This is a genomic window from Nocardia sp. N2S4-5 (assembly GCF_044628355.1).
Lineage (GTDB): Bacteria > Actinomycetota > Actinomycetes > Mycobacteriales > Mycobacteriaceae > Nocardia > Nocardia wallacei_B.
On sequence record NZ_JBIUPM010000001.1, the window covers coordinates 6023412 to 6047352 of the forward strand.

Below are 23941 nucleotides of genomic sequence, written 5' to 3' on the forward strand. Positions count from 1 at the left end.
TCAGAGCGCTTCGCAGAACTCGCGTAGTTGTGACAGGCGTTGTGCCGCGGCGTCCTTCGCGGCGGGCAGGTCCGCTCGGGCAGAAACCGGCTGCACCACTTCGAGATAGCACTTGAGTTTCGGTTCGGTGCCCGAGGGGCGGATGACGACGCGCTGCGACTCGCCCTCGAAAATCAGTGCGTCCGTGCGCATCCGGCCCCGTGCCCGCAGGAGATCGGTGCAGGTCACCGGCGCTCCGGCGAGGGTGTCCGGCGGGGTGTCCCGCAGTCGCGCGACCACCTCGGCGGCCGCCTCCTGGTCCGCCAGGCGCAACGCCACCTGCGCACCGGCGTGCAGGCCGAATTCGAGCGCGTAGTCGTCGAGGACCTCGGGCAGGGTGCGCCCGGCCGCGCGCAGCCGGGTCAGCAGGTCCGCCGCCGCGACCGCCGCCGAGATGCCGTCCTTGTCGCGGACCGTCGCGGGGTCCACGCAGTGGCCGATCGCCTCCTCGTAGGCGTAGACCAGGCCGTCGCCCGCGCGGGCCAGCCATTTGAAGCCGGTGAGGGTTTCGGCGTAGCGGGCGCCGCGCGCCGCGGCCAGCTTGCTCAGCAGCCGCGACGACACGATGGTGGTGGCCACCAAGGCATCTCGCGGCGCGGACCGCAGCACGTAATCGGCGAGCAGCACACCGGTCTGGTCGCCGCGCAGCATTCGCCAGCCGTCCGGTCCGGGCACCCCGATCGCGCACCGGTCCGCATCCGGATCCAGCGCGATCGCCAGTTCCGCACCGACCTTCTCCGCCAGCGCCAGCACCAGATCCGCCGCGCCGGGCTCCTCCGGATTCGGAAACGCGACGGTCGGGAAGTCGGGATCCGGCGCGAACTGCTCGACCACCACATGCACATCCGTGAACCCGGCCGCGTGCAACGCCGTCACGGCCGACTCGCCACCCACCCCGTGCATCGGGGTGAGCGCGATACGAATATCGCTGCGGCGCACAGTGTCCGAGGCGCTGCCCGCTTCCGTGTCCGGTCCGCCGAGGAGAGGGGGGAGGGAGGCTACCCGGGCGAGGTACCGCTGGATGATCTCCTCGCCCAGGTCCGCGGCCGTCGCACCGGTGGAGAGGGACAGCGCGGTGGGCGTGGGAGCGGAGGCGCCGGGGTCGGCGCGGGGGATGGGTTCCTGCACAGCGGCTATGGCGCGTTCGATCTCCGCGTCCGCGGGTGGGATCAGTTGGGAGCCGCCGTCCAGGTACACCTTGTAGCCGTTGTCGGTGGCGGGATTGTGCGAGGCCGTGATCTGTATTCCCGCAACGGCTTTCAGCTCACGCACGGCGAACGCGACAACCGGAGTGGGCACCGGCCGGGGGAGAGCGAGCACCGAGAAGCCCGCCGCGGCAAAGACTTCCGCCGTGACGGTGGCGAATTCCGCCGAACCGTGCCGGGCGTCGCGGCCCACGATCACCAGGCCGCCGCCCAGGCAGCGATCCCGCAACCACGCGGCGATTCCCGCCGACGCGCGCGCGACCGTGTCGGCATTCATGCCGTCGGGGCCGTCCCGCAGCGGGCCACGCAGTCCGGCAGTTCCGAATCGGAGCATCAGCGGCAGTGTCCTTCCGGCGTCGTCGGTTCGGGCGGGCTCGGCGACGGACTACAGCCGTTCCAGCACGCCGCGCAGCAGTTTGCCGAGCCGCGGCGCCGCGGCGTGACCCTCGGCCAGCACCTCGGCGTGCGACAGATGCGCACCCGTGACACCGGCGGCCAGGTTGGTCACCAGCGAGATACCCAGCAACCGGGCGCCGGCGGCGCGGCCCGCGATGGCCTCCAGCACCGTCGACATACCCACCAGATCGGCGCCCGCGGTGCCGAGCATCCGGATCTCCGCCGGCGTCTCGTACTGCGGCCCGTGCAGGCCCGCGTAGACGCCCTCGGTGAGGCTCGGGTCGACCTCCCGCGCCAGCGTGCGCAGCTCCGGATCCCAGGCGTCGACCATATCGACGAAGCTCGCCCCGGCCAGCGGCGTGCGCCCGGTGAGATTGATGTGGTCGCCGATCAGCACGGGCTCGCCCACGCGCAGGCCGGGCCGGATTCCCCCGCGGCGTTGGTGAGCAGAATCGTGTCGGCGCCCGCCGCGACGGCCGCGCGCACCCCGTGCACCACATCGGCGGGCTCGTAGCCCTCGTACAGATGCTGGCGGCCCATCAGCACCAGCGTCGGCGTGTCGTTCACCAGCACGGAATGCACGGTGTTCCGGTGGCCCTGCGCGGTCGGCGCACCGAAGCCCGGCAGGTCGCTCATTGGCACGGAGGCGGTCGGCGTGCCGATCTCGGCGGCCGCGTCCTGCCAGCCCGAACCCAGCACCACCGCGACCCGGTGACGCGCTACTCCCGTACGTTCGGCAATCGCCTCGGCGGCCTGTTCGGCAAGCATGTGGCTCACCATAGTCGCGTCGGATACGGGCCGCCGCGTGGGGAATACCGCCCAGTACGGGCGCGATCCGGCGACCGTCGGCGGGGCAGGGCAGTATGAGGCCGTGCGTGAACTCGTCGTGTTGGGGACGGCCAGCCAGGTGCCGACCCGTCAACGCAACCACAACGGCTACTTCCTGCGGTGGGACGGGGACGGCCTGCTGTTCGACCCGGGTGAGGGCACCCAGCGTCAGATGCTGTACGCGGGCGTCTCCGCGGCGAGCATCACCCGGATCGGCCTCACCCACTTCCACGGCGACCACTGCCTGGGCCTGCCGGGCGTCCTCGCCAGGCTGAACCTGGACCGGGTGACCCATCCGGTCGACATCTGCTTTCCGGCGGAGGACATCGACTATTTCGAGCGGCTGAGCCAGATCGTGCCGCGGCACCGCGACCCCGGCCTGCGGCCGCACCCGATCGCGATGGACGGCCCGATTCCCTTGCCGGACGCGCCCTTTCACCTCGAAGCCGTGTCGCTGTCCCACCGCGTGGCGACGTTCGGGTATCGCCTCACCGAACCCGACGGCCGCCGGATGCTGCCGGATCGGCTGGCGGCCTCGGGTATTGCCGGACCCGATGTCGGACGCCTGCAACGCGCGGGCAGCCTGACCCTGCCCGACGGCCGCACCGTGACCCTCGACGAAGTCTCGACGCCGCGTCGCGGCCAGCGGTTCGCCTTCGTCATGGACACCCGGATGTGTTCGGGGGTCGAGGAATTGGCGCAGGACGCGGACATGCTCGTGATCGAATCCACGTTCCTCGACGCCGACGCCGCGCTGGCACACGAGTTCGGCCACCTGACCGCCGCCGAGGCCGCCCAGGTCGCCGAGGCGGCGGGCGTGCGCACACTGGTGCTCACGCACTTCTCGCAGCGCTATCCCGACCTCGACGGTCACCGCATCGAGGCGAGCAAGTACTTCCACGGCGAGTTGGTGGTGGCCGAAGATCTCATGCGTGTTCCGGTCCCGACTCGCCGGTAACTTATGCTTCCCGCTATGCCGTACTTGGAGCGCGACGGGGATGTATTCGTCCTCTACCTCGGCAACGAGGGCCAGACCGACAGCGAGAACCGCTTCCACCCCGACTGGATCGACGAGTTCCACGGGCTGCTGGACCGGGTCGAATCCTCGGCGGGTCCGGCCGCACTGGTCACCGTGGCCACCGGCAAGTTCTACAGCAACGGCCTCGACACCGACTGGCTGTTCGGCAACTACGACCGCGTGCACTGGTATCTGGACCGCGTGCACTCGATGTTCAGCCGCCTGCTGACCTTCGCCATGCCGACCGTGGCCGCCATCAACGGGCACGCCTTCGGCGCCGGCGCGATGCTGGCCACCTCGCACGACTTCCGGGTGATGCGCGGCGATCGCGGTTACTGGTGCCTGCCCGAGGTGCATCTGGGCATGCCGTTCACCGTCGCGATGAACGCCCTGGTCACCGAGCGCCTCACCAATCAGGTAGCGCTGGAGGCGATGACCACGGGTCGCCGCTACGCCGCCGCCGACGCGATCGCGGCCGGCATCGTCGACGAGCAGGCGGACGCCGACAAGGTGCTGGCTGCGGCCGTCACCCGGGCCGCCGCCCTGGCCGGTAACCGCAAACCGAATCTGCCGGTGATCAAGCGCGCGCTGCACGGCCGGGCGCTGGCCGGGCTGACCAACCCGACCACTCCGGAGAACCTGGCCTTCGACGCCGGCTGAGAACTCCGCCGCCGGAGTCCGATATTCGCTCCCGGATAACCCGGCGGGCGGTCAGGCGGTCGCAGTGCAACACTGTGTGCCATGCCACGTAGCGCCGGCGCCCACCCCTCCGACCCGGAGTCGGACCGAACAGTCGGATCGATCGACTCCGGAACAGGCGCTTCGTACTTCGCGACGCCGCCGGATCCCGCGCTGGTCGCGGCGGCCGACACCGCGATCGGCGCCGCGTCGGACGCGCTGATCGCGCTGTCCCACGACATCCACGCCGAGCCCGAACTCGCCTTCGCCGAGACGCGCAGCGTCGCCAAGACCCTCGTTCCGCTGCGGGAGCGCGGTTTCGCGATCGAGACGCCCGCGGCCGGGCTGGACACCGCGTTCACCGCCACCTACGGCAGCGGTGAACTGGTGGTGGGAATCTGCGCGGAGTACGACGCGTTGCCCGAGATCGGGCACGCCTGTGGGCACAACATCATCGCCGCCGCGGCGGTGGGTGCGGCCCTGGGCCTGGCCGAGGTGGCCGATCGGTGCGGGATCACCGTGAAGGTGTTCGGCACGCCGGCCGAGGAGAGCGGCGGTGGCAAGGTCTTGATGCTCGAGCGCGGCGTGTTCGACGACACGGCGCTGGCGATGATGGTCCATCCGGGACCGTGCGACATCGTCGGCGCGCGCTCACTCGCGCTGGCGGACGTCTCGGTCGCCTTCCAAGGGCGTGCGGCGCACGCGAGCGCCGCGCCCGAACAGGGCCGGAACGCCGGTGACGCGGTGACCGTCGCCCAGGTAGCCCTCGGTTTGCTGCGTCAACATCTGAACCCCGGGCAGCAACTGCACGGTATAGTCAAGACGGGCGGCGTTGCCCCCAACATAGTGCCCGGACATGCGGAACTGCTGTACTACCTACGGGCAGTCGACTCCGCATCCCTCGACGATCTGATGCGACGCGCATCGGCCTGCTTCGAGGCGGGAGCACTGGCGACCGGATGCACCCACGAAATCCGGACGCTGGCGCCCACATATACCGAGTTGACTCCCGACCCCGCACTACTGTTTGCCTATCGCGAGCAGATCGTCGGCATGGGCCGGGTGCCGCTCGCGGCGGACCTCGAGGCAGCGCGTCCGCTGGGCAGCACCGACATGGGCAACGTCACCAATGTCATCCCCGGCATCCATCCGGTTATCGGAATCGAGGCCGGTGGCGCGGTGACACATCAGCCGGAATTCGCCGCGGCGTGTATCACGCCGTCGGCGGATCTCGCGGTGACCGACGGGGCCACCGCGCTGGCGCGTACCGCAATCGCGATTGCGGGCGATCAATTTCACAGAGACAGGTTGTTGGAGCGCAGCATTCAGCGACAGGAGGACATTCGGTGAGTACAACCGGCGGGTCGGACACCGCACCGAGTACGGCGCGGGTGACCGGTCCGGACGCGCCCGCGGGACGGCTCGGCGCATCGACGAACGGCGCCGCGGCGGCGAACGGGGTAGCGCGCGGCCGCGCGGCGGTCGACGCATGGCTGAGCGAACACGCGGAGGACCTGATCGGGTGGCGACGGCACATCCACGCCAACCCCGAGCTGTCCCGCACCGAGTTCGCCACGACCGAATTCGTCGAGACATGGCTGGTCAAGGCCGGTCTCGAGCCGCGCAAGCTGCCCACCGGAGCCGGCCTCATCTGTGACATCGGCCCCGACGGCCCGCGCCTCGGCCTGCGCGCCGACATGGACGCGCTGCCGCTGCAGGAGTACACCGGACTGCCGTTCGCCTCCGCCGCTCCGGGCGTGTCGCATGCCTGCGGGCACGACGCGCACACCGCCATCCTGCTCGGCACGGCGCTGTCGCTGGCCGAGGCGCCCGAACTGCCGGTCGGCGTGCGGCTGGTATTCCAGCACGCCGAGGAGGTCATGCCCGGCGGAGCCATCGACATGGTCGCCGCCGGCGCCATGGAGGACGTGTCGCGGATGTTCGCGCTGCACTGCGATCCGCGGCTGGAGGTGGGCCGGGTCGGCGTCCGCGTCGGGGCCATCACCTCCGCCGCCGACACCGTGGAACTGGTGCTCGACTCGCCCGGCGGGCACACCTCGCGTCCTCATCTGACCAGCGACCTGGTGTACGCGATCGGTACCGTCATCACGGGCCTGCCCGGCCTGCTCAGCCGCCGCATCGATCCGCGCACCAGCACCGTGATGGTGTGGGGGGCCGTGTCGGCGGGCAAGGCGCCCAACGCGATTCCGCAGACCGGCATGCTCACCGGCACCGTGCGCACCGGCGACCACGCCACCTGGTCGCTGCTGGAACCGATGGTGCGCGAGATCGTCGACGGCCTGCTCGCCCCGACGGGCGTGCGGTACCAGCTGAACTACAAGCGCGGCGTGCCGCCGGTCGTCAACGAGGAACAGGCCACCCGGATGTTCGAGGACGCCATCCGCACGCTCGGCCCCGACGCCCTCGCCGACACTCCGCAGTCCGGCGGCGGTGAGGACTTCTCCTGGTACCTCGAGGAGGTCCCCGGCGCGATGGCCCGCCTCGGCGTCTGGTCCGGCCGGGGTCCCCAACTGGACCTGCACCAGCCCACCTTCGACATCGACGAACGAGCCCTCGCCGTCGGCGTCCGCACCCTCACCAACCTGGTCCTACAAGCACGCTGAGACACCGAGGCGTGGTGCCCGATCAGGGGCCGAAGGTCCCCGGGCCCACGTTCTTGCTGTTGCGGGTGCGCAGGGCGTGGACGTATTCGGCGGGGGCGCCGGCTTTTTCGGCCGCGTCCGAGATCACTCCGATGTACCTGGCGGAGGGCAGGCCGCCCTCGTAGGCGTCGAGCACATACAGCCAGGCCAGGACGGGCTCGGTACCGGTGCCGGGGCTCGGCGTGACGCGCAGCCGGATCTTCTTGTGGATGCCGAAGTCCGAACCCTCCCAGCGGTCCAGGCTCAGCTCGTCCTCGGCGGACACGTCGTACAGGACGACGAACACGCGCGAGCGCGGCTCCTCGACCACCGTCGCGAGCGGGCCCTCCCAGCCGATGTCGTCGCCGGCGAAGGTCAGGCGCCAACCCTCCAGCCAACCGGTTCCGTACACCGGGGAGTGCGGACAGCGCTTGAGCATCTGCTCGGGGTCCATGTTGGACCCGTAGGCGGCGTATATCGGCACGAGGCAAGCGTAGCTGGTGATGGGGTTATCTGGTGCCGCTGCCGACTCCTTCGTCGCTTCGCCGCGGCACCCGAAAACCGGGACGCGCCGAAAACCGTTGTGGTTGCGCGAGGGCTGAGCGTTGGGGACGAGTTGGTGTGGTCGGCTCACCGGTGGTGCAAGTAAACATGTGAGGAGCAGGGCGGATAACGTTTAGGGGGTTCCGGAGATCCCGGGTGTCAGGTCGATAGCGGAGGTGCACATGACCCGCATTGCAATCATCGGGGGCGGTCCCGCCGGCTATGAGGCGGCGTTGGTGGCGGCTCAGCACGGCGCGACGGTCACGGTGATCGACAGCGACGGCATCGGTGGTGCGTGTGTGCTGTGGGACTGCGTGCCGTCGAAGACCTTCATCGCGTCGACGGGGGTGCGTACCGATCTGCGGCGGGCCCGCGATCTGGGGATCACCCTGCATCCGGCGCAGGCGCACGTGCGGTTGTCCGAGGTGAACTCTCGGGTCAAGACGCTGGCGCAGGCGCAGTCGTCCGATATCCGGTCCAAATTGCAGGCGGCGGGGGTCACGATTCTCAACGGGCGCGGGCAGCTGATCGATCAGATTCCGGGTCTGGCCACCCATTTGGTGCGGGCAACGCTGGCCGATGGGGCGGAGCGGGTGCTCGAGGCCGACGTCGTGCTGCTCGCGACGGGGGCCAGCCCGCGCGTGCTGCCGGGCGCCGAGCCCGACGGTGAGCGCATCCTGACCTGGCGGCAGCTCTACGACCTCAAAGAATTGCCCGAGACCATGGTGGTCATCGGATCCGGTGTCACCGGTGCGGAATTCGTCTCCGCGTACACCGAGATGGGCGTGAAGGTGAAGGTGCTGTCCAGCCGCGACCGCATCATGCCCAGCGAGGATGCCGACGCGGCCCTCGTGCTGGAGGACGCGCTGGCCGAGCGCGGCGTGGAACTGTTCAAGCAGGCGCGGGCCGACGCGGTCGAGCGGACCGCCGACGGCATCGTGGTGAAACTGTCCGACGGCCGCACGGTGACCGGCTCGCACGCGCTCATGACGGTCGGCTCCACCCCGAACACCCAGAATCTCGGCCTCGAACGCATCGGCATCGAACTCGACAAGGGCGGTTACCTTCGGGTCGACCGCGTGTCGCGGACCGCGGTGCCGGGCATCTACGCCGCCGGCGACTGCACCGGCCTGCTGCCGCTGGCCTCGGTGGCCGCGATGCAGGGCCGGATCGCGATGTACCACGCGCTGGGCGAGGGCGTGCAGCCGATCCGGCTGAAGACGGTGGCCTCGGCCGTGTTCACCCGTCCGGAGATCGCGACCGTGGGCGTCAGCCAGACCGCGATCGACAACGGCGACACCCCCGCGCGCACGGTGATGCTGCCGCTGAACACCAACCCGCGCGCCAAGATGTCCGGCCTGCGCCGCGGCTTCGTCAAGATCTTCTGCCGTCCGGCGACGGGCGTGGTGATCGGCGGCGTCGTCGTGGCGCCGATCGCCTCCGAGCTGATCCTGCCGATCGCCATGGCGGTGCAGAACAATCTGACGGTCAACGACCTGGCTCAGACCTTCTCGGTGTACCCGTCGCTGTCCGGTTCGCTCACCGAGGCCGCCCGCCAGCTGATGCGGCACGACGACCTCGGCTGAGTACCGGCCGACGTACCGGCCGACCCGGACCGCCGATTCGGCTGCTGACCAGGTCACGACCACCGTGTTCCCAGCACCGGTGAGTGCCTGTCGCAGCTGTTGCCTGAAACTTGTTCGTGTGGTTCACTTCCCGCAGAGATGTGACTGGTGGGCGGTTGGTTGATTTCGTGTGCGGGGGGATTGAATCTTTCCCGAACCGGAGATCCGCGGACGGCCCCTGGCGGCCGGGACGAGCGGACCGGGCATTGATGAGGACAAAGCTGGAGCGCGGTCGACCCTTGACGGGGTACCGGGCTTGGGAAAGGGATTGCGAGACAGTGAAACATCGTAAGCCGGGTCGGCCGACGCGCACGGTCGCCAAGACGTCCTTGCCATTGGCCGCCGCGGCCGCTGTCGCGACGATCCTGACGGCCTCCGGCGGGCCGGCCACCGCGGCCCCCGCCGAGCCGGCGGTGCCTACCACCCCCGCGCAGCCGGGCGCCAACGAGTCGCAGCCGGGTACCAACGAGGTCCAGGCCCCGGAAGGCGAGCAGCAGCCGGGCGACGCGGAGCCGCAGGGACAGACCCCGAACCAGCCGGGTGTCACCACCCCGCAGCCGGGCACCACGTCGCCGCAGCCGGGCGTCACCACGCCGAACCCCAACGCCCCCAAGCCCGATCAGCGCGATCAGGCCGCGCCGCGGCAGCCGGGCGTCACCGCCCCGCGCGTGGCGCCGCTGCCCGTGCCGGGCCAGAACAACCAGGGCGAGGTGCAGCCGGCGGTGGTGCCGGGCCAGCCCAACGGCCCCCAGGCCGATCAGCTCAAGCCCCAGCAGCCGCAGCCGGATCAGCCCCAGGTGGCGCCGCGCCCCGCGCAGCCGGGTCAGGGTGGTCAAGGCGGCCAGGGCAATCAGGGCAACGGCCAGAACAATCTGGACACCCTCACCGACAACGGCCCCGCGGAGGAGACCCAGCCGCGCTGGAACGCTCCCAGCCTGCACGCGGCCCCGGCCGCGCCGGTCGTCCCGATGGCAGGCCCGCACACCGAGGTCGGCGCGAACATCGACGGCGGCGGCCTGGTCCCGGGTTACGTGGCCAACACCCACCACTTCAGCAATCTCGACGGCTACGTCGGCACGGTGGGCTACTCGACTCCGACGGGCACGGGCGACGGCGGCGTCTCGCTCGAGTACGTCGAGGCCAACAAGATCAAGGTCACCACGTACACCCACACCACGGGTATCGATGACCTGAAGTCGGCCACCGGTTTCGCCGACGTCACCAACGAGACCTACGTCGACACCACCCAGGCCAATGCCGCCAAGGCGGCGGTCGAGGGCTGGATCCGGATGCAGCCGGGCGGCGAAGCGGCCATCGCCGCCGCCGCTCAGGTTGGTAGGCTTCCGGAGGGCGACTTCGCGCCGCAAATCGTGAACGTCGTGGGCGTGACCACGCAGTGGAGTGGGTCGGTCCAGAACTGACACAGACCGAATCGACACGTGGGGCGGCCGTTCGCGACCGCCCCACGAGTGTGTCATGGGGAAGGGACTGTAGGTGATGGCCTCCGAAGACGATGCCGGACGCGAAGAGTCCGGACGACCGGGTGCACCGGGTCGAGGCGAGTCCGAATTCGGCCCGCCCCTCTCCGAATTCGGCCCGCCGCTAGGCGATTTCGGCCCACCCCTGAAGGATTTCGGTCCGCCGACCGGTGAGGCCCCGGCGGTCGGCTGGGCGCCCGCGGACTCGCCGGAGCGTCCCACTCTGGGCTGGCAGCCCGCCGACGCACCGGCCGCGCCGCCCGTGCCGCCGCCGCCCCCGCAGTACCGCGCGCCGGATTCGAGCACGGCGGGCCCGGACTTGTCGCGGCCCGTGCAGGCGGATCCACGCACCGCCGAGCCGCGGCGGTCACTCGGTCCCGATCTGTCGCGTCCCGCGCAGGCGGACCCGCGCACCGCGGAGCCGCAGCGGTCACCCGGCCCCGACCTGTCGCGGCCCGCGCAGGCCGAGCCGCGGCGCACGTCCAATCTCGATCTGTCGCGCCCGCCGCTGGCCGGCTCGCGTGGCGTCGTCCCGCGTCAGCCACCGCGGCCCGCCGACGCGTCCGACGACCGCGGATCGTGGCGCCAGGGACCGCCCACGCCGCCCCGCGAATCCTCCGGATCCCTCTGGGACGACGACGATTTGGCGAAGAAGCTGGTTGCCGCGCGTCCGACCGCGCAGCGCGAATCCTCGTCCTCCCTGTGGGACGACGACGATCTGGCCAAGAAGCTCGCCGCACCCCGGACCGAGCCCGAGGCCGAGCCGGAGAAGTCCGGCCGCAACACGAGGGTGCTGATCGGCGGCCTGGCCGCGGCCTTCGTGGTGATCGTGGCGATCGCCGCCGTGATCGTCTTCGCCACGCGGAACAACGGGCAGGACAGCGCTCCGACGGCCGGACCGGCGCCCTCCGCGGCCGGGGCGGCCGACTGTCAGACCAAGACCGACGGCAATGTGACGACCGGCAACGGACCGGGCGACACCGCCAGCGGTATCGGGGCGATCCTTGCCTTCCAGCACGCGTACTACACCGACCGCAACGCCACGCTGGCCCGCGGTTTCGCGGCTCCCGACGTGAACCTCCTACCGGCCGCGGACCTGCAGAAGGCCATCGACGAACAGATCCCGCGCGGCACGAGCTACTGCCTGCGGATCGTGACAGCGCAGCCCGACCGGTTCAACGTGGAGATCACCGAGCATCGCCCGGATGGCGCTACGGCCCTGTACGCGCAGGTCATTACGACCGTCGTGGTCGACGGACGGACGCTGGTGGGACAGATCATCTGGTGAGACATCTCATTATGTGAGAATCTGATTTCAGAATCTGGGTTGTCGTGTGTGACAGTGGGGTATCGCGTAGTCCCTGGAGGTCGCCCCATGTCGCCGCTCACCCCACCACTGGCTCACCGGCTGGACGGTCTGCGGAGTTCGGCGATTCGTGACCTGCTGAAGCTGACCGCACGCGCCGATGTCATCGGGCTCGCCGGCGGGCTGCCCGACGCCGAGCTGATGCCGCGGGACCGGATCGCGCTGGCCGCCGAGTCGGCGCTGGCGGATCGCACTCGGCTGCAATACACCGAATCGGCGGGCTGGGGGCCGTTGCGTGAGGTACTGGCCGCCCGGGAAACGGCGCGGATAGGTCGTCCGGTGCCGGTCGAGGAGGTTTTCGTCACCCACGGGTCGCAGCAGGCGCTGTCACTGCTGGGCGAGGTGCTGCTGGATCCGGGGGCGTTGGTGGTAGTCGAGGATCCGGCGTATGTCGGCGCGCTACAGGTGTTCCGTGCCGCGGGCGCGCGCGTGGTCGGCATCCCGCTGGATTCCCAGGGTATGCGGATCGACGCGTTGGCCGAGTTGCTCGAGCGTGGCGAGCGGCCTGCCGTAGTGCACACGGTGAGCAACTTCCACAATCCCGGGGGCGTCACCATGAGCCCGACCCGGCGCCGGGAGCTGGCGACGCTCGCCGAACGGCACGGGTTCTGGGTGATCGAGGACGATCCGTACGGTGAGCTGTGGTTCGATGAGCCGTCGCCCGCGCCGGTGGCGTCCTACTCGCCCAATGTGATTCGGCTGTCGAGCGCGTCGAAGATTTTGGCGCCGACCCTGCGGACGGGGTGGATGGTGGCGCCGGACGCGGTGTGCCGCGGTGTGGAACTGCTGAAGCAGGGCGCCGACCTCTGCGGTTCCGCGCTGACCCAGCAGATCACCACCGAACTGCTCGCCGACGAAGCCTGGCTGAGCGGTCACGTGGACAAGGTGCGACGTTGTTACGGCGAGCGGGCGGAAGCGCTGGTCGGCGCGCTGCGCGACCGGTTCGGTGAGCGGATCGTGAGCACCGACGCGACCGGCGGGATGTTCGTGTGGGCCGACTTCACCGACGGCGTCGACACGGCTGCGCTGCTGTCGCGCGCCGTCGACCGCGGTATGGCATACGTGCCGGGGTCGGCCTTCGCCGTCACCGCCGGCTACCGAAGCTCGATGCGCCTGTGCTTCACCACGTTCGACGCGCCCACGCTGCGTGCCGCCGTCGAACGTCTGGCCTCGGCCGTCGACGAATAGCCAACTGCCGCAGTATGTTTGCGTCCGGAGCGGACAGCCTCATCCTTGCTCCGGGGTCGGTCACCCCCGTAACCTTCGAGCGAACCTAACGGGAGGCAGTTTCCATGATTTCGAAAATCGTTGCGGGAGTTCTGATTACGACCGCCGCCGCACTCATCGCGCCGGGCGTGGCCACGGCCGGGCCTTGTCAGCCGGGTGTGTCGACGGATTGCACCAATACGCCGCCGCCGCCGAAGTGCCAGCCGGGCGTGTCGAAGGACTGCAAGTCGTAGCGGCACAGCCGAGCCACGAGTATGGCCTCCGTCCGGTAGCCGGTCGGAGGCCATACTCGTTTGCCCGTGGGTCACTGTGGTGCTTACCGCGTCGGTGGTCGCTGTGTGCCATCGGTGCGGGCTGCGCTCCTTGTGCGGTGTGTTTCACATCGCCGCGGAGCGACGGGTGGGCTACCGTGGGCCTCGGTTACTCGTGGGTAGGCCGAGGACGGACGCGCGACACGAGCGCCACCCCGGCCGGGAAGTCTCGGTGTTCCCATAGCCTGGACGCGAGCAGCCGACGAGAGCTTTCACCAACGGCGGGTCGATCCGCAACCCGCGACCACGGGCGTTCTGGAGGAGGCGGGCTATGACGAAGAAGGCGCAACCGCAGGGGCAAGCCGCCGGCGATCTCGGACCCGCGCAGCGGGCCGATGCGTGGGAGCGGCTCGGCGACGAGCATTTCGACGTGGTGGTGATCGGTGGGGGAGTGGTCGGCGCGGGAATCGCGCTGGACGCGGCCACTCGCGGGCTGGAGGTCGCGCTGGTGGAGGCGCGGGATCTGGCGTCGGGGACCTCGAGCCGGTCGTCGAAGATGTTTCACGGCGGGCTGCGGTATCTGGAGCAGCTCGAGTTCGGGCTGGTGCGGGAGGCGCTGCACGAGCGCGAGTTGAGCCTGAAAACCCTTGCGCCGCATCTGGTCAAGCCGCTGCGCTTTCTCTATCCGCTCACCCATCGGGTGTGGGAGCGGCCGTACGTGGCCTCGGGGCTGCTGCTCTACGACACCATGGGCGGCGCGAAATCCGTTCCGGGACAGCATCATGTCACCCGGTCGGGTGCGCTGCGGCTGGCGCCCGGCCTGCGCCGCGACGCGCTCATCGGCGGGGTCACCTACTACGACACCGTGGTCGACGACGCGCGGCACACCATGACGGTGGCGCGCACCGCGGCCCACTACGGCGCCGTGATCCGCACATCCACGCAGGTGGTCGGCTTCCTGCGAGAGGCCGACCGGGTGGTGGGCGTCGAGGTGCGCGACAGTGAGGACGGCCGCACCACCGAGGTGCGCGGTCATGTGGTCGTCAACGCGACCGGTGTGTGGACCGACGAGATCCAGGCGCTGTCGCATCAGCGCGGCCGGTTCCACGTGCGCGCCTCCAAAGGTGTGCACACCGTCGTTCCGCGCGACCGCATCGCCAGTGACGCCGCGCTGATTCTGCGCACCCCGACCTCGGTGCTGTTCGTCATCCCGTGGGGCAGCAACCACTGGATCGTCGGTACCACCGACACCGACTGGAATCTCGATCTCGCGCACCCCGCGGCCACCAAGGCCGACATCGACTATCTGCTGGACCGGGTGAACGAGGTGCTGGTCACGCCGCTCACCCACGACGACATCCAGGGCGTGTACGCCGGGCTGCGGCCGTTGCTGGCGGGGGAGAGCGACGAGACGTCGAAGCTGTCGCGTGAGCATGCCGTCGCACGGCTGGCGCCGGGCCTGGTCGCCATCGCGGGCGGCAAGTACACCACCTACCGCGTGATGGCCTACGACGCGGTAGATGCTGCGGCGCAAGACATTCCACAGCGGGTCTCGCCCAGCATCACCGACAAGGTGCCGCTGCTGGGTGCCGACGGCTACTTCGCCCTGCTCAACCAGACGCCGCACCTCGCCGAGACTTACGGTGTCCACCCGTATCGGGTCGAGCACCTGCTCAACCGCTACGGTTCGCTGGTCACCCACGTCCTCGACCTGGCCGCGGGCAAACCCGAACTGCTGCAACCGATTACGGATGCGCCCACCTACCTGCGGGTGGAGGCGGTGTACGCGGCCGCCGCCGAGGGCGCCCTGCACCTCGACGACATTCTGGCCCGCCGCACCCGCATCTCCATCGAGTACGCCCACCGCGGCGCGGACTGCGCCGAGGAGGTGGCGCGACTGGTCGCGCCGGTACTGGGCTGGTCCGACGCCGACATCACGCGAGAAGTCGAGACCTACAGCGCCCGAGTCCGATCCGAGATCCAATCCCAGACCCAGCCGGACGACGAGTCGGCGGACGCCCTGCGCGCGGCGGCGCCGGAACCTCGCCCGGAAATTCTGGAACCGGTGCCGACCGAACGGTGAGCGTGCGGTCAGCGGTCTGCCGATTCGACGTCGGCCGCCCAGGAGACCAGGGTGCGCAGGTAGCGCAGGACCAGCTCGTCCGGATAGTCCGCGGGGCGCTCGAGGTGGAGCCGGGCCAGTTCCTCGATGGCGGCCAACAGGATTCGTTCGGTGGGGCCGTCGGGGTCGACGCTCGTGCCGGTGAATCGGGACAGGTGGCGGGCGCCGACCCGGCGGGCGTAGGCGCGGCCGAGTTCGATGTGCTCGCGCAACTCGGGCGGCGCGCCGTCGGGCGGACGCAGGATGATGCGCCAACTCGTCGGCGCCGCATGCAGATACGCGAGTATGCCGCGGCCGAGAGTGTCCACGTCGTCCGCGGTGGTGGGCCTGTCGACGCTGCCGACACCGGCGAGTGCGATGGACCGCTCCCGTTCCAGCAGCGCCGTGACCAATCCGGGTAGATCGGTGAACTGTTGGTAGACCACGGCTCTGGTGACGTCCGCGGCGCGCGCCACCCGATCGATGCTGACCGCGGTGAATCCCGCCGCGGCGACGATATCGCGTGTCACATCCAGCAATTGCGCGCGCCGGTCCGCGGCCGACATGCGACGTCTGACGGCGGGGCGATCGGCGCTCACGTTCCCGACGGTAACTCGAGCAGCAGGTCCACGGCCCTCGCCGCGCTCTGCACCGCGCTCTCCATCGTGGCCGACCAGTCGGTGGCGGTCCAGTCGCCCGCCAGTACCAGCGACGGCACCGAGGTCCGCTGCGGCGGCCGCAGCCCGTGCGTGCCCAGTACCTGCGAGAAGGTGGCCTTGGGCATCTTCACCACCTGGGCCGCAACGACTTTCGCCGCCGCGGCGGCGGGGTAGTAGCGACGCAGCAACGCCATCTGCTCGGCGACGATCTCGTCGTTGCTCTTGTGGATCTGCTCGTAGGCCCCGCTGGTGGTCAGGCAGTACAGCCACGCGGCGGTGGTGTCGCGGTCGTGCATGCGTTGCCGGTCGAATACCTCGTCTATGACCCCGGTGCCGCCGATGAGTGCCTCGAACTCGGCCTCGGTGCCCAGCGCGCGGTCCAGGTAGAGATTGGTGCTGACGATCGGCGTGCAGCCCAGTTTGTCCGCGGCGGCGTAGATTTCGGCATGTTCGGGCAGCTCGTCGAGCAGTCCGCCGATAGTCGAGTTGGGAACCGCGCAGACCACCGCGTCGGCCGCGACGACCGTGCCGTCGGCCAGCGACACCCCGGTGACCTTGCCGTCGCCGAGGTGGATCCGGCGCGCCACTGCGCGGTAGCGCACGTCCACGCCGCGTCGCTCGAACAGCTCGAGCGCGCCGGTGATGTAGAGCGTGTCCAGGTCGACGGTCGGGTAGCCGATGGTCACGGGAATCCGGTTGGCGAGACCGAGGCGCAGTCCGGTCGCCAGCACATCGGCGAAGACCTTCGCCGATTCCCGCTGCACGGGTTCGGCCGCGATGCCCAGCGCCAGCCAGTCCCAGAGGGCCTCGCGGGCGGTGGCGGGCATGCCGACGCGCTGGAACCACTGCTCGGTGGTGAGGTCGGCCAGGTCGGCGGGCTGGTGCAGGCATTGCCACCCCAGCCGCAGGGTGGCGCGCGCCGCCCGGAGCCGGTCCGGCAGGCTCGCGCTCGGATGCGCGCCGAACAGTGTTTTGATCGCGCCCGCGCCGGTGGTGACCAGACTCGCCTTGCGGCCGTCCGGCCAGCGCAGCGTCGCTCGCCGCGGAAAGGCGACGAATCGGAGGGTGCCGATGGTCTCGAGATAGCGGAACAGATGGACGTAGCCGCTGGCGATGACGTGCTGGCCGTTGTCCGGGGTGTCGTCCACCTGCTCGGCGCGCATGGCCTGCGTGCGACCACCCAGCCGACCGCGGCGCTCCAGCAGGGTGACCTGTTTGCCGGCCTCGGCCAGCCACACGGCGGCGGCGAGCCCGGCCAGGCCGCCCCCGATGACCACGTATCGACGCGGGTCCTCGCCCATGGCGGGCCTCCTCACTCAACTAACAGAATGTAAGTTAAGCGGGACGCGGTGCGGGGTCAAGGGATTCGCGGTGATCGCGGTCAGTGCGGCGAGGTGACGGTGGCGGGTGGCCGGCCGGTCGGCCGTGACACCCCACTGTGCGAATGATGCTGGCAGAGCAGGCAGGAGAACAGGACGGTCACCACCGTCGCGATCGTGGCGACGAGCAGTTGGGTGGCGATGCCGGCGATGCGGCGCCGGGCCATGGTCGCTGCCATCCGCCTCTCTCCTGGATCCGGGTTCGATCGGTCGCAGAGAGTGTCGGACCTGGTCGTTGAAATGTTAGCAATCGAGTGGCAAAAGTATCCGGTCCGGCGATACGGCGGGGGCTAGCCGGGCGCGGGCTGGCAGCGCGGGCAGAAGTAGATACCGCGTTCGGAGCGGGTGGCGGTGTCGTCGCCGAGCAGGTGGACGACCATGCCGGCGCCACATCGCCGGCACGGTTGCTGTTGCCGCCCATAGGCCACCGCGCGCCAGGGCGGGTGCTGGGCGGCCTGGGTGAGCACGCGGTGGGCCTCGGCGACCAGACCGGGGAGGTCGTCGACGGCGGCGACCGGGGTGGCCGGGTGGACGCGGCGTAGGAAGCAGACTTCGCTGCGGTAGATATTGCCGATTCCGGCGAGATTGCGCTGGTCGAGCAGGGCGAGGCCGATCGGCTGGTCCGGGTGCCGGGCCAGCCGCCGAACCGCCTCGCCCGCATCCCAATTCGGTCCCAGCAGGTCCGGGCCGAGGTGGTCGACGGCGGTGTGCTCGTCGGCGCGAGCGAGCACCTCGACCAGGCCGAGCGAGAAGCCGACGGCTTCCGCGTCGTCGGTGGCCAGCACCAGCCGTGCCGTGAAACCCGGTTTGGTCCAGCGCTGCCCGGGCCGGTACACGCGCCACACGCCTTCCATCTTCAGGTGGGTGTGGATGCTGACGGTCGGCGTCCGGACGAACAGATGCTTGCCGTAGCTGCCGACCTCCTCGACCCGCTGGCCGCGCAGATCGAGCGTCGCATAGCGCGGGACGCGGAAATCGCTGCGAGTCAGCATCTTTCCAGCAAGCGCCTGTCGCAGGCGGGCCGCGGCGAGATAGACGGTGTCACCCTCGGGCATCCGAGCCTCGCTGTCGAGCGATGAAAGCCGCTGTGGGCCAACATTTCCCGGACGGCGCGCCTGGCGGCCGGTGGCGGAGCGGCTCGCTCACGGCTTGCCGCGCAATCGGAACCCACGGGGCGTGGCGGCGAATCCGGCTTCCGTGAGAAAGGTGGCGAAGGTGTTTCCGTGTACGGATTCTCCGTCGACACGGTCGATCACGAGTGAGTCGACCCGGCGGTCGTGGACGAGCGCGGCGAGGGCGGCGGCCGACTGCGCACGGATCCGCGGGTCCTCGGAAAAGGTGAGCAGGGTCTTGCCGCCGCGTTCCAGATACAGGGCGAGTTCGCCGTCGGCGAGCACCACGAGGGCACCGGCCTTGCGGCCCGGACGATGGCCCCCGCCCTCCGGGCCCTTGGGCCACGGTAGTGCCGCGCCGTAGGGATTGGCCGGGTCGCAGGCCGCCAGCGCCAGTGCGGTGCCCTCGGTGCGCTGCGGGCGCTCGGTGTCGAACGATCGGAGCCGATCGACCACATCGGTGGTGGAGAACTGCGCTCCGCCCAGCGAATCCACGAAGTAGCCGCGACGGCAGCGGCCGCGGTCCTCGAATTCGGTGAGCACGCGGTACATCAGGGCGAAGCCGCCCGGAACGCCCTCGCCCTGCACCGACCCCCGGGTGAGCACGCCGTATCGCTCGAGTAGTACATCGGCGGTGGCGTGAGCGCGAATCGTATTGTCCGAGGCGCGTTCCGGGAGCAGCGACCAGCGCCCCGCCGCACTCGGCGGCCCCGTGCGCGTCGGCATATTCGCCCGCGGCAGATAGACCCGACCCCGCGGGGTACGACGCGGCGTGCGATGGGCAGTGGTACTGCGCGTGGTCCCCGACAGCATCGCCCGCACCGGCGTGAAGGTGTCGCCCGCGACGTACCCGGCCCACACCAACTCCCACAGCGCCGCCACCACCGCGGCGTCGTCGAGCAGCCCAGTGGCGTCGGACAGCTGCCGGAAAAAGTACGCGCCACCCATGCCGGGCACCACCTGGACGCGTCCGGACGACGATGCAGCCGAAAGTGCCGGTGTCCCAGTGGCATTCGCGGCAGGCGCGGCGGGGGTGCTGTTCCGCGAGGCGCGCTGCGGGCCACCTGGCGAGGTGGGGGTCGGTGAGTCGGCCGTACTGCCAGGGAAGGTGAGTGGCGGGTTGGGCGAGCCGTCTGGAGAGGGTGCCGGGTCGGCCGTACTGCCAGGGGAGGTGGGTGCGTATAGGTCGGCCGAGTCGCCTGGAAAGGTGGGTGCAGATGGGTCCGCCGAGCTGCCTGGGGAGGTTGGTGGCGGATTGGCCGAGCTGCCTGGGGAGGTGGGGGTGGGGTTGGGCGAGTTGCTTGGGGAGGTGGGTGGCGAGGGGGCGACTGAGTCGTTCGGGGAGGTAGGCGACTTGGCGTTGTCGCCATGTTCTGGGGTGGTTGTGCCGGGTGCTGGATGGTTTCTACCGCGAGATGGGCTTGGAGCCGGGCGGGTGCCGTTGCTAGGGGACTTCGTGTGGGGCGATGTCTCGCGCTGTGGTGCGGGGGGTTGCGGGATGACCGTTGCGCCGAGGGCGAGGAGTAGTTGGATCTGGGTTTCGGTGAGGTCGATGTCGTCGGGTGGTGGGAGGGTGAGGTTTGCTTGGTCGGCTGGGTGGAGGGCGATCCAGCCGTCCTTGGCGGTGATCGAGCCGTGGCCGGACCAGATGACCTCGCCGGTGGCGAGCAGTTCGTCCAGCATGGCGGGGGAGTAGTCGCGGACGCGGGACGGGAGGATCAGCGATTCCCAGGCCGATGCCGGAATGGGTACTCCCGCAAGCTGTTCCACCACCGTGGCGACGCCGTCCACGCCGCGCAGCTCGCCGGTGCCGACATGTTGCCAGGCGGGCAGGAATCGGGCGAACGCCGCCGTCGCGACCGGCTCCACATCCTTGCGTGCCGCGGCCAGCGACCGCCGCCGCAGTCTCCGCAGCACTTGGCTGTCACACCATTCCGCGCCCGCCGATCCCGGCGTGAATTCGCCTTCCACCACGCGCTTCTCGGTGGCGAGCCGATGCAGTGCGGTGGCGGCGACCGCGGTGCCGATGCCGAAGCGGCGGGCCACCGCGTCCAGGGTGAAGGGGCCGTGCGTGCGGGCGTAGCGGCCGACCAGATCGCCCAGCGGATCGGCGACGGGTTCGATGAAGGCGGCGGGCGTCCCGATCGGCAGCGGTACGCCCAGTGCGTCGCGCAGGCGGGACGCGTCCTCCACGGCCGCCCACCAGCTCGCACCGGCGAACGAGACCTCCAGTGCGCGACGGTTTTTCGCCAGTTCCTCGAACCATGGCCGCGGATCGTCGAGGCACCGCTGCGCGGCCTCCTCGGCCGTGAGCGGGCCGAGCAGACGCAGCAGATCGGCGAGGCCCTCGGCGTCGCGAGCCTGCCGCTCGGGCGTCAGGCGCTGCAATTCCCGCTCGGTCTGCTCGAGCACCGCCGCGTCCAGCAGCTCGCGCAGTTCGACCCGGCCGAGCAACTCGGCCAGCAGGGCGGAATCCAGCGACAGCGCGGCCGCGCGGCGCTCCGCCAGCGGGCTGTCGCCCTCGTACATGAACTGGCCGATGTAGTCGAACAGCAGCGCGTTGGCGAACGGTGACGGCGCGGCGGTCTCCACCTCCACCAGCCGCAGCTTGCGCCGGGCCACGCCCACCAGCAGCTCCCGCAGCGCCGCCAGATCGTAGACGTCCTGCAGGCATTCGCGCGCCGTCTCCAGCAGGATCGGGAAATCGGGGAACTTGCGTGCTACATCGAGCAATTGGGCGGAGCGCTGCCGCTGCTGCCACAGCGGGGCGCGGCGGCCGGGGTCGCGGCGCGGCAGCAGCAGTGCGCGGGCCGCGCACTCCCGGAAGCGGGACGCGAACAGCGCCGAGGCACCGACCTGCTCGGTGACCAGTTCATCGATCTCGTCCGGCTCGAAGACGAACAGCTCGGCGCCCGGCGGGTCGTCGGTGGTGTCGGGCAGCCGGACCACGATGCCGTCGTCGGAGGCCGTGGGCGCGGCGTCTACCCCGAACCGTTCGCGCAGCCGCGAGCCGATGGCCAGCGCCCACGGCGCGTGTACGGGCAGCCCGTACGGCGAGTGCAGGATCAGACGCCAGTCGCCGAGTTCGTCCCGGAAGCGCTCCACCAGCAACGTGCGGTCGGTCGGAAGGTGGCCGGTGGCCTGCCGCTGATCCTCCAGCAGCGACACCAGATTCGCCGTCGCGAACTCATCCAGCCCAGCCGCGTGGACTACCTGCTCGAGGTCATTCAGCTCGGCAGCGGCCGGGCCTCGCGTGCGACCGGACCCGCCGGCGCGACGTTTCGGGTTCGTGGGCTTGGACGCACCGGCAGACCGTGCTTTCCCCGCCGCGCGGCCGGTGCGCGCAGTGTCGGAGTGCTCCGGAAGATCAGGAAGCTCCGACTCGGCAGCGCCGCCGGGTTCCACAACTTTCTCGGGCGGCTCGTGGTGCACGCCGACCTCGGTGGCGAGCGGCTGGGCCGAGGGTTCGGCATCGAGATCGGCGGGCTGCTGACGGGCCGTTCGGAGTAGGGCATTCAGCTGGGTGGCGGGGGCGCGTTCCACTGCCTGGCTCGCCTTGCGGATGAATTCGCCCAGGGCGGCGCCCAATTCGGCGGGGCGGCCCAGGGAATCGCCGTGCCAGAACGGTAGTCGACCGGGTAGGCCGAAGGCCGGAGTGACCAGGACGCGGTCGTGGGTGATCTCCTCGATGCGCCAGCTCGTCGCGCCCAAGGCGAAGATGTCGCCGACGCGGGATTCGTAGACCATCTCCTCGTCGAGTTCGCCGACGCGCGAGGCGCGTTCGCCGACCATGAACACCGGGAACAGGCCGCGGTCGGGGATCGCGCCGCCGGAAGTCACCGCGAGCCGTTGTGCTCCCGGGCGGCCGGTGACCGTACCGGCATCGCGATCCCACACCACGCGCGGGCGCAGCTCGGCGAACTCGTCGGAGGGGTAGCGGCCCGACAGCAGGTCCAGCACCGACTCGTAGGCCGACCGCGGCAGCGTCGCGTAACTGCCGGTGGCGCGGACGGTTTCGAACCAGGTATCGGCGTCGATCGGCTCCAGCGCGCACGCGGCGACCGTCTGCTGGGCCAGGATGTCCAGCGGGTGGGTGGGCATCCGCAGTTCCTCGATCTGCCCCGCCGACATCCGCATCGACGCCACCGCGCAGTGCACGACATCGGTGCGGTGCTTCGGGAAGATCACCCCGCGCGACACCTCGCCGACCTGATGCCCGGCCCGCCCCACTCGCTGCAGCCCGCTCGCCACCGACGGCGGCGCCTCGACCTGGACCACCAGATCCACCGCGCCCATATCGATTCCGAGTTCCAGGCTGCTGGTGGCGACCACGCATCGCAGCCGGCCACTCTTCAGATCGTCCTCGATCAGCGCGCGCTGCTCCTTGCTCACCGATCCGTGGTGGGCGCGCGCCAGCAGCGCCGAACCGCCGTGCGTCACCTCGGTGGACGGGCCCAGCTGGGCGGGCGGCGCGTGCTCCGACTCGACGGGCTCGCCGAGCCGTTCGGCGTACGCCTCGTTCAGCCGGGCCGTGAGCCGCTCGGACAGCCGCCGCGAGTTCGCGAACACGATCGAGGAACGGTGCGCCAGCACGAGATCCACGATCGCCGAATCGACATGCGGCCAGATCGAGCCCGGACTGTCCGACTCGCCCGTCTGGTCCGGCTCCCTCATATCGGCCACGGGCACCCGTACCGACAGGTCGAACGTCTTCGGCGCCGGGGGCGACACGATGGTGATCGGCGCCGAACCCACCAGGAACCGGCCCACCTCCGCGGGCGGCCGGACCGTCGCCGAGAGCCCGATGCGCTGGGCGGGCCGCTCGGTGAGCAGATCCAGCCGGGCCAGCGACAGGGCCAGGTGCGCGCCGCGTTTGGAGCCCGCGATGGCGTGTACCTCGTCGACGATCACGGTGTGGACCTCGCTCAGCGTCTCGCGGGCCGCCGAGGTGAGCATGAGGAACAGCGATTCGGGCGTGGTGATCAGAATGTCGGGCGGGGTGCGCTGCAGGGAGCGCCGGGCCGCGGCCGTGGTGTCGCCCGAGCGCACGCCGACGCTGATCTCCGGAGCGGGCAGGCCGAGCCGTTTCGCGGTCTGCGTGACGCCCACCAGCGGTGCTCGCAGGTTGCGCTCGACATCGACGGCCAGCGCCTTCAGCGGCGAGATGTACAGCACCGACGTCTTGCGCGGCGGGTCCGACGGCTCGCGCGTGGCGAGCCTATCGATCGCCCACAGGAACGCCGACAGCGTCTTGCCCGAGCCGGTCGGCGCGACGACCAGCGTGTGTTCCCCGGCCGAGATGGCCTGCCACGCGCCCAGCTGAGCGGCCGTCGGCGCCGGGAAGGCGCCGCCGAACCACTCCTGGGTGGGGCGGGAGAACTGATCCATGGGCCC

16 protein-coding genes and 1 pseudogene are annotated in these 23941 nt (G+C 70.4%); 9 read left to right on the plus strand and 8 right to left on the minus strand.

The window, feature by feature from the left end; genetic code table 11:
• On the minus strand, window positions 1-1578 hold the full coding sequence (locus ACFMRZ_RS27725; protein ID WP_400181328.1) for a phospho-sugar mutase: 1578 nt from the start codon (window positions 1576-1578) through the stop codon (window positions 1-3).
• Between the two features lie 51 nt (window positions 1579-1629).
• Window positions 1630-2408, minus strand: a pseudogene (locus tag ACFMRZ_RS27730) (purine-nucleoside phosphorylase).
• A 103-nt stretch (window positions 2409-2511) separates the two neighbouring features.
• Here ACFMRZ_RS27730 and ACFMRZ_RS27735 point away from each other — a divergent pair.
• From ACFMRZ_RS27735 to ACFMRZ_RS27750, 4 genes are all read left to right on the plus strand, one after another.
• Window positions 2512-3426 carry a ribonuclease Z gene (locus ACFMRZ_RS27735; RefSeq protein WP_280271391.1) on the plus strand — a complete coding sequence of 305 codons (915 nt, stop codon included), beginning with the start codon at window positions 2512-2514 and terminating at the stop codon, window positions 3424-3426.
• A gap of 15 nt (window positions 3427-3441) precedes the next feature.
• Window positions 3442-4146, plus strand: a complete 705-nt coding sequence (locus tag ACFMRZ_RS27740; RefSeq protein WP_400181329.1) for an enoyl-CoA hydratase-related protein — start codon at window positions 3442-3444, stop codon at window positions 4144-4146.
• A 192-nt stretch (window positions 4147-4338) separates the two neighbouring features.
• On the plus strand, window positions 4339-5514 hold the full coding sequence (locus tag ACFMRZ_RS27745; RefSeq protein WP_400182987.1) for a M20 family metallopeptidase: 1176 nt from the start codon (window positions 4339-4341) through the stop codon (window positions 5512-5514).
• A gap of 143 nt (window positions 5515-5657) precedes the next feature.
• Complete coding sequence (locus ACFMRZ_RS27750; protein WP_280363881.1) at window positions 5658-6788, plus strand: M20 family metallopeptidase; 1131 nt, start codon at window positions 5658-5660, stop codon at window positions 6786-6788.
• A gap of 22 nt (window positions 6789-6810) precedes the next feature.
• Here the strand turns inward: ACFMRZ_RS27750 and ACFMRZ_RS27755 are convergent, their stop codons facing one another.
• Window positions 6811-7290 carry a gamma-glutamylcyclotransferase gene (locus ACFMRZ_RS27755; RefSeq protein ID WP_280271370.1) on the minus strand — a complete coding sequence of 160 codons (480 nt, stop codon included), beginning with the start codon at window positions 7288-7290 and terminating at the stop codon, window positions 6811-6813.
• Window positions 7291-7531: 241 nt separating this feature from the next.
• On the opposite strand from ACFMRZ_RS27755, the gene ACFMRZ_RS27760 reads away from it, so the two are divergent.
• The 5 genes from ACFMRZ_RS27760 to ACFMRZ_RS27780 all read left to right on the plus strand — a co-directional run bounded on the left by ACFMRZ_RS27760 (window position 7532) and on the right by ACFMRZ_RS27780 (window position 15379).
• Window positions 7532-8935, plus strand: a complete 1404-nt coding sequence (locus ACFMRZ_RS27760) for an NAD(P)H-quinone dehydrogenase (RefSeq protein WP_400181330.1) — start codon at window positions 7532-7534, stop codon at window positions 8933-8935.
• A gap of 317 nt (window positions 8936-9252) precedes the next feature.
• A complete protein-coding gene (locus ACFMRZ_RS27765) occupies window positions 9253-10395 on the plus strand; it encodes a hypothetical protein (RefSeq protein ID WP_400181331.1) in 1143 nt (380 codons plus the stop codon).
• A 73-nt stretch (window positions 10396-10468) separates the two neighbouring features.
• Window positions 10469-11740: a hypothetical protein gene (locus ACFMRZ_RS27770; protein WP_400181332.1), complete on the plus strand. Its 1272-nt coding sequence runs from the start codon at window positions 10469-10471 to the stop codon at window positions 11738-11740.
• A gap of 87 nt (window positions 11741-11827) precedes the next feature.
• Complete coding sequence (locus ACFMRZ_RS27775; protein WP_400181333.1) at window positions 11828-13006, plus strand: PLP-dependent aminotransferase family protein; 1179 nt, start codon at window positions 11828-11830, stop codon at window positions 13004-13006.
• Between the two features lie 621 nt (window positions 13007-13627).
• The gene (locus ACFMRZ_RS27780; RefSeq protein ID WP_400181334.1) at window positions 13628-15379 is read left to right on the plus strand and encodes a glycerol-3-phosphate dehydrogenase/oxidase; all 1752 of its coding nucleotides are present in this window, start codon (window positions 13628-13630) and stop codon (window positions 15377-15379) included.
• Window positions 15380-15387: 8 nt separating this feature from the next.
• On the opposite strand, the gene ACFMRZ_RS27785 is transcribed toward ACFMRZ_RS27780, so the two are convergent.
• From ACFMRZ_RS27785 to ACFMRZ_RS27805, 5 genes are all read right to left on the minus strand, one after another.
• A complete protein-coding gene (locus ACFMRZ_RS27785) occupies window positions 15388-15963 on the minus strand; it encodes a TetR/AcrR family transcriptional regulator (protein ID WP_400182988.1) in 576 nt (191 codons plus the stop codon).
• 29 nt (window positions 15964-15992) lie between these two features.
• The gene (hpnE, locus tag ACFMRZ_RS27790; protein WP_400181335.1) at window positions 15993-17357 is read right to left on the minus strand and encodes a hydroxysqualene dehydroxylase HpnE; all 1365 of its coding nucleotides are present in this window, start codon (window positions 17355-17357) and stop codon (window positions 15993-15995) included.
• Window positions 17358-17437: 80 nt separating this feature from the next.
• A complete protein-coding gene (locus ACFMRZ_RS27795; RefSeq protein ID WP_280271376.1) occupies window positions 17438-17614 on the minus strand; it encodes a hypothetical protein in 177 nt (58 codons plus the stop codon).
• 111 nt (window positions 17615-17725) lie between these two features.
• Window positions 17726-18490 carry a DNA-formamidopyrimidine glycosylase family protein gene (locus ACFMRZ_RS27800; protein WP_400181336.1) on the minus strand — a complete coding sequence of 255 codons (765 nt, stop codon included), beginning with the start codon at window positions 18488-18490 and terminating at the stop codon, window positions 17726-17728.
• Window positions 18491-18577: 87 nt separating this feature from the next.
• Window positions 18578-23935, minus strand: a complete 5358-nt coding sequence (locus tag ACFMRZ_RS27805) for a DEAD/DEAH box helicase (RefSeq protein ID WP_400181337.1) — start codon at window positions 23933-23935, stop codon at window positions 18578-18580.
• Window positions 23936-23941 lie beyond the last annotated feature (6 nt).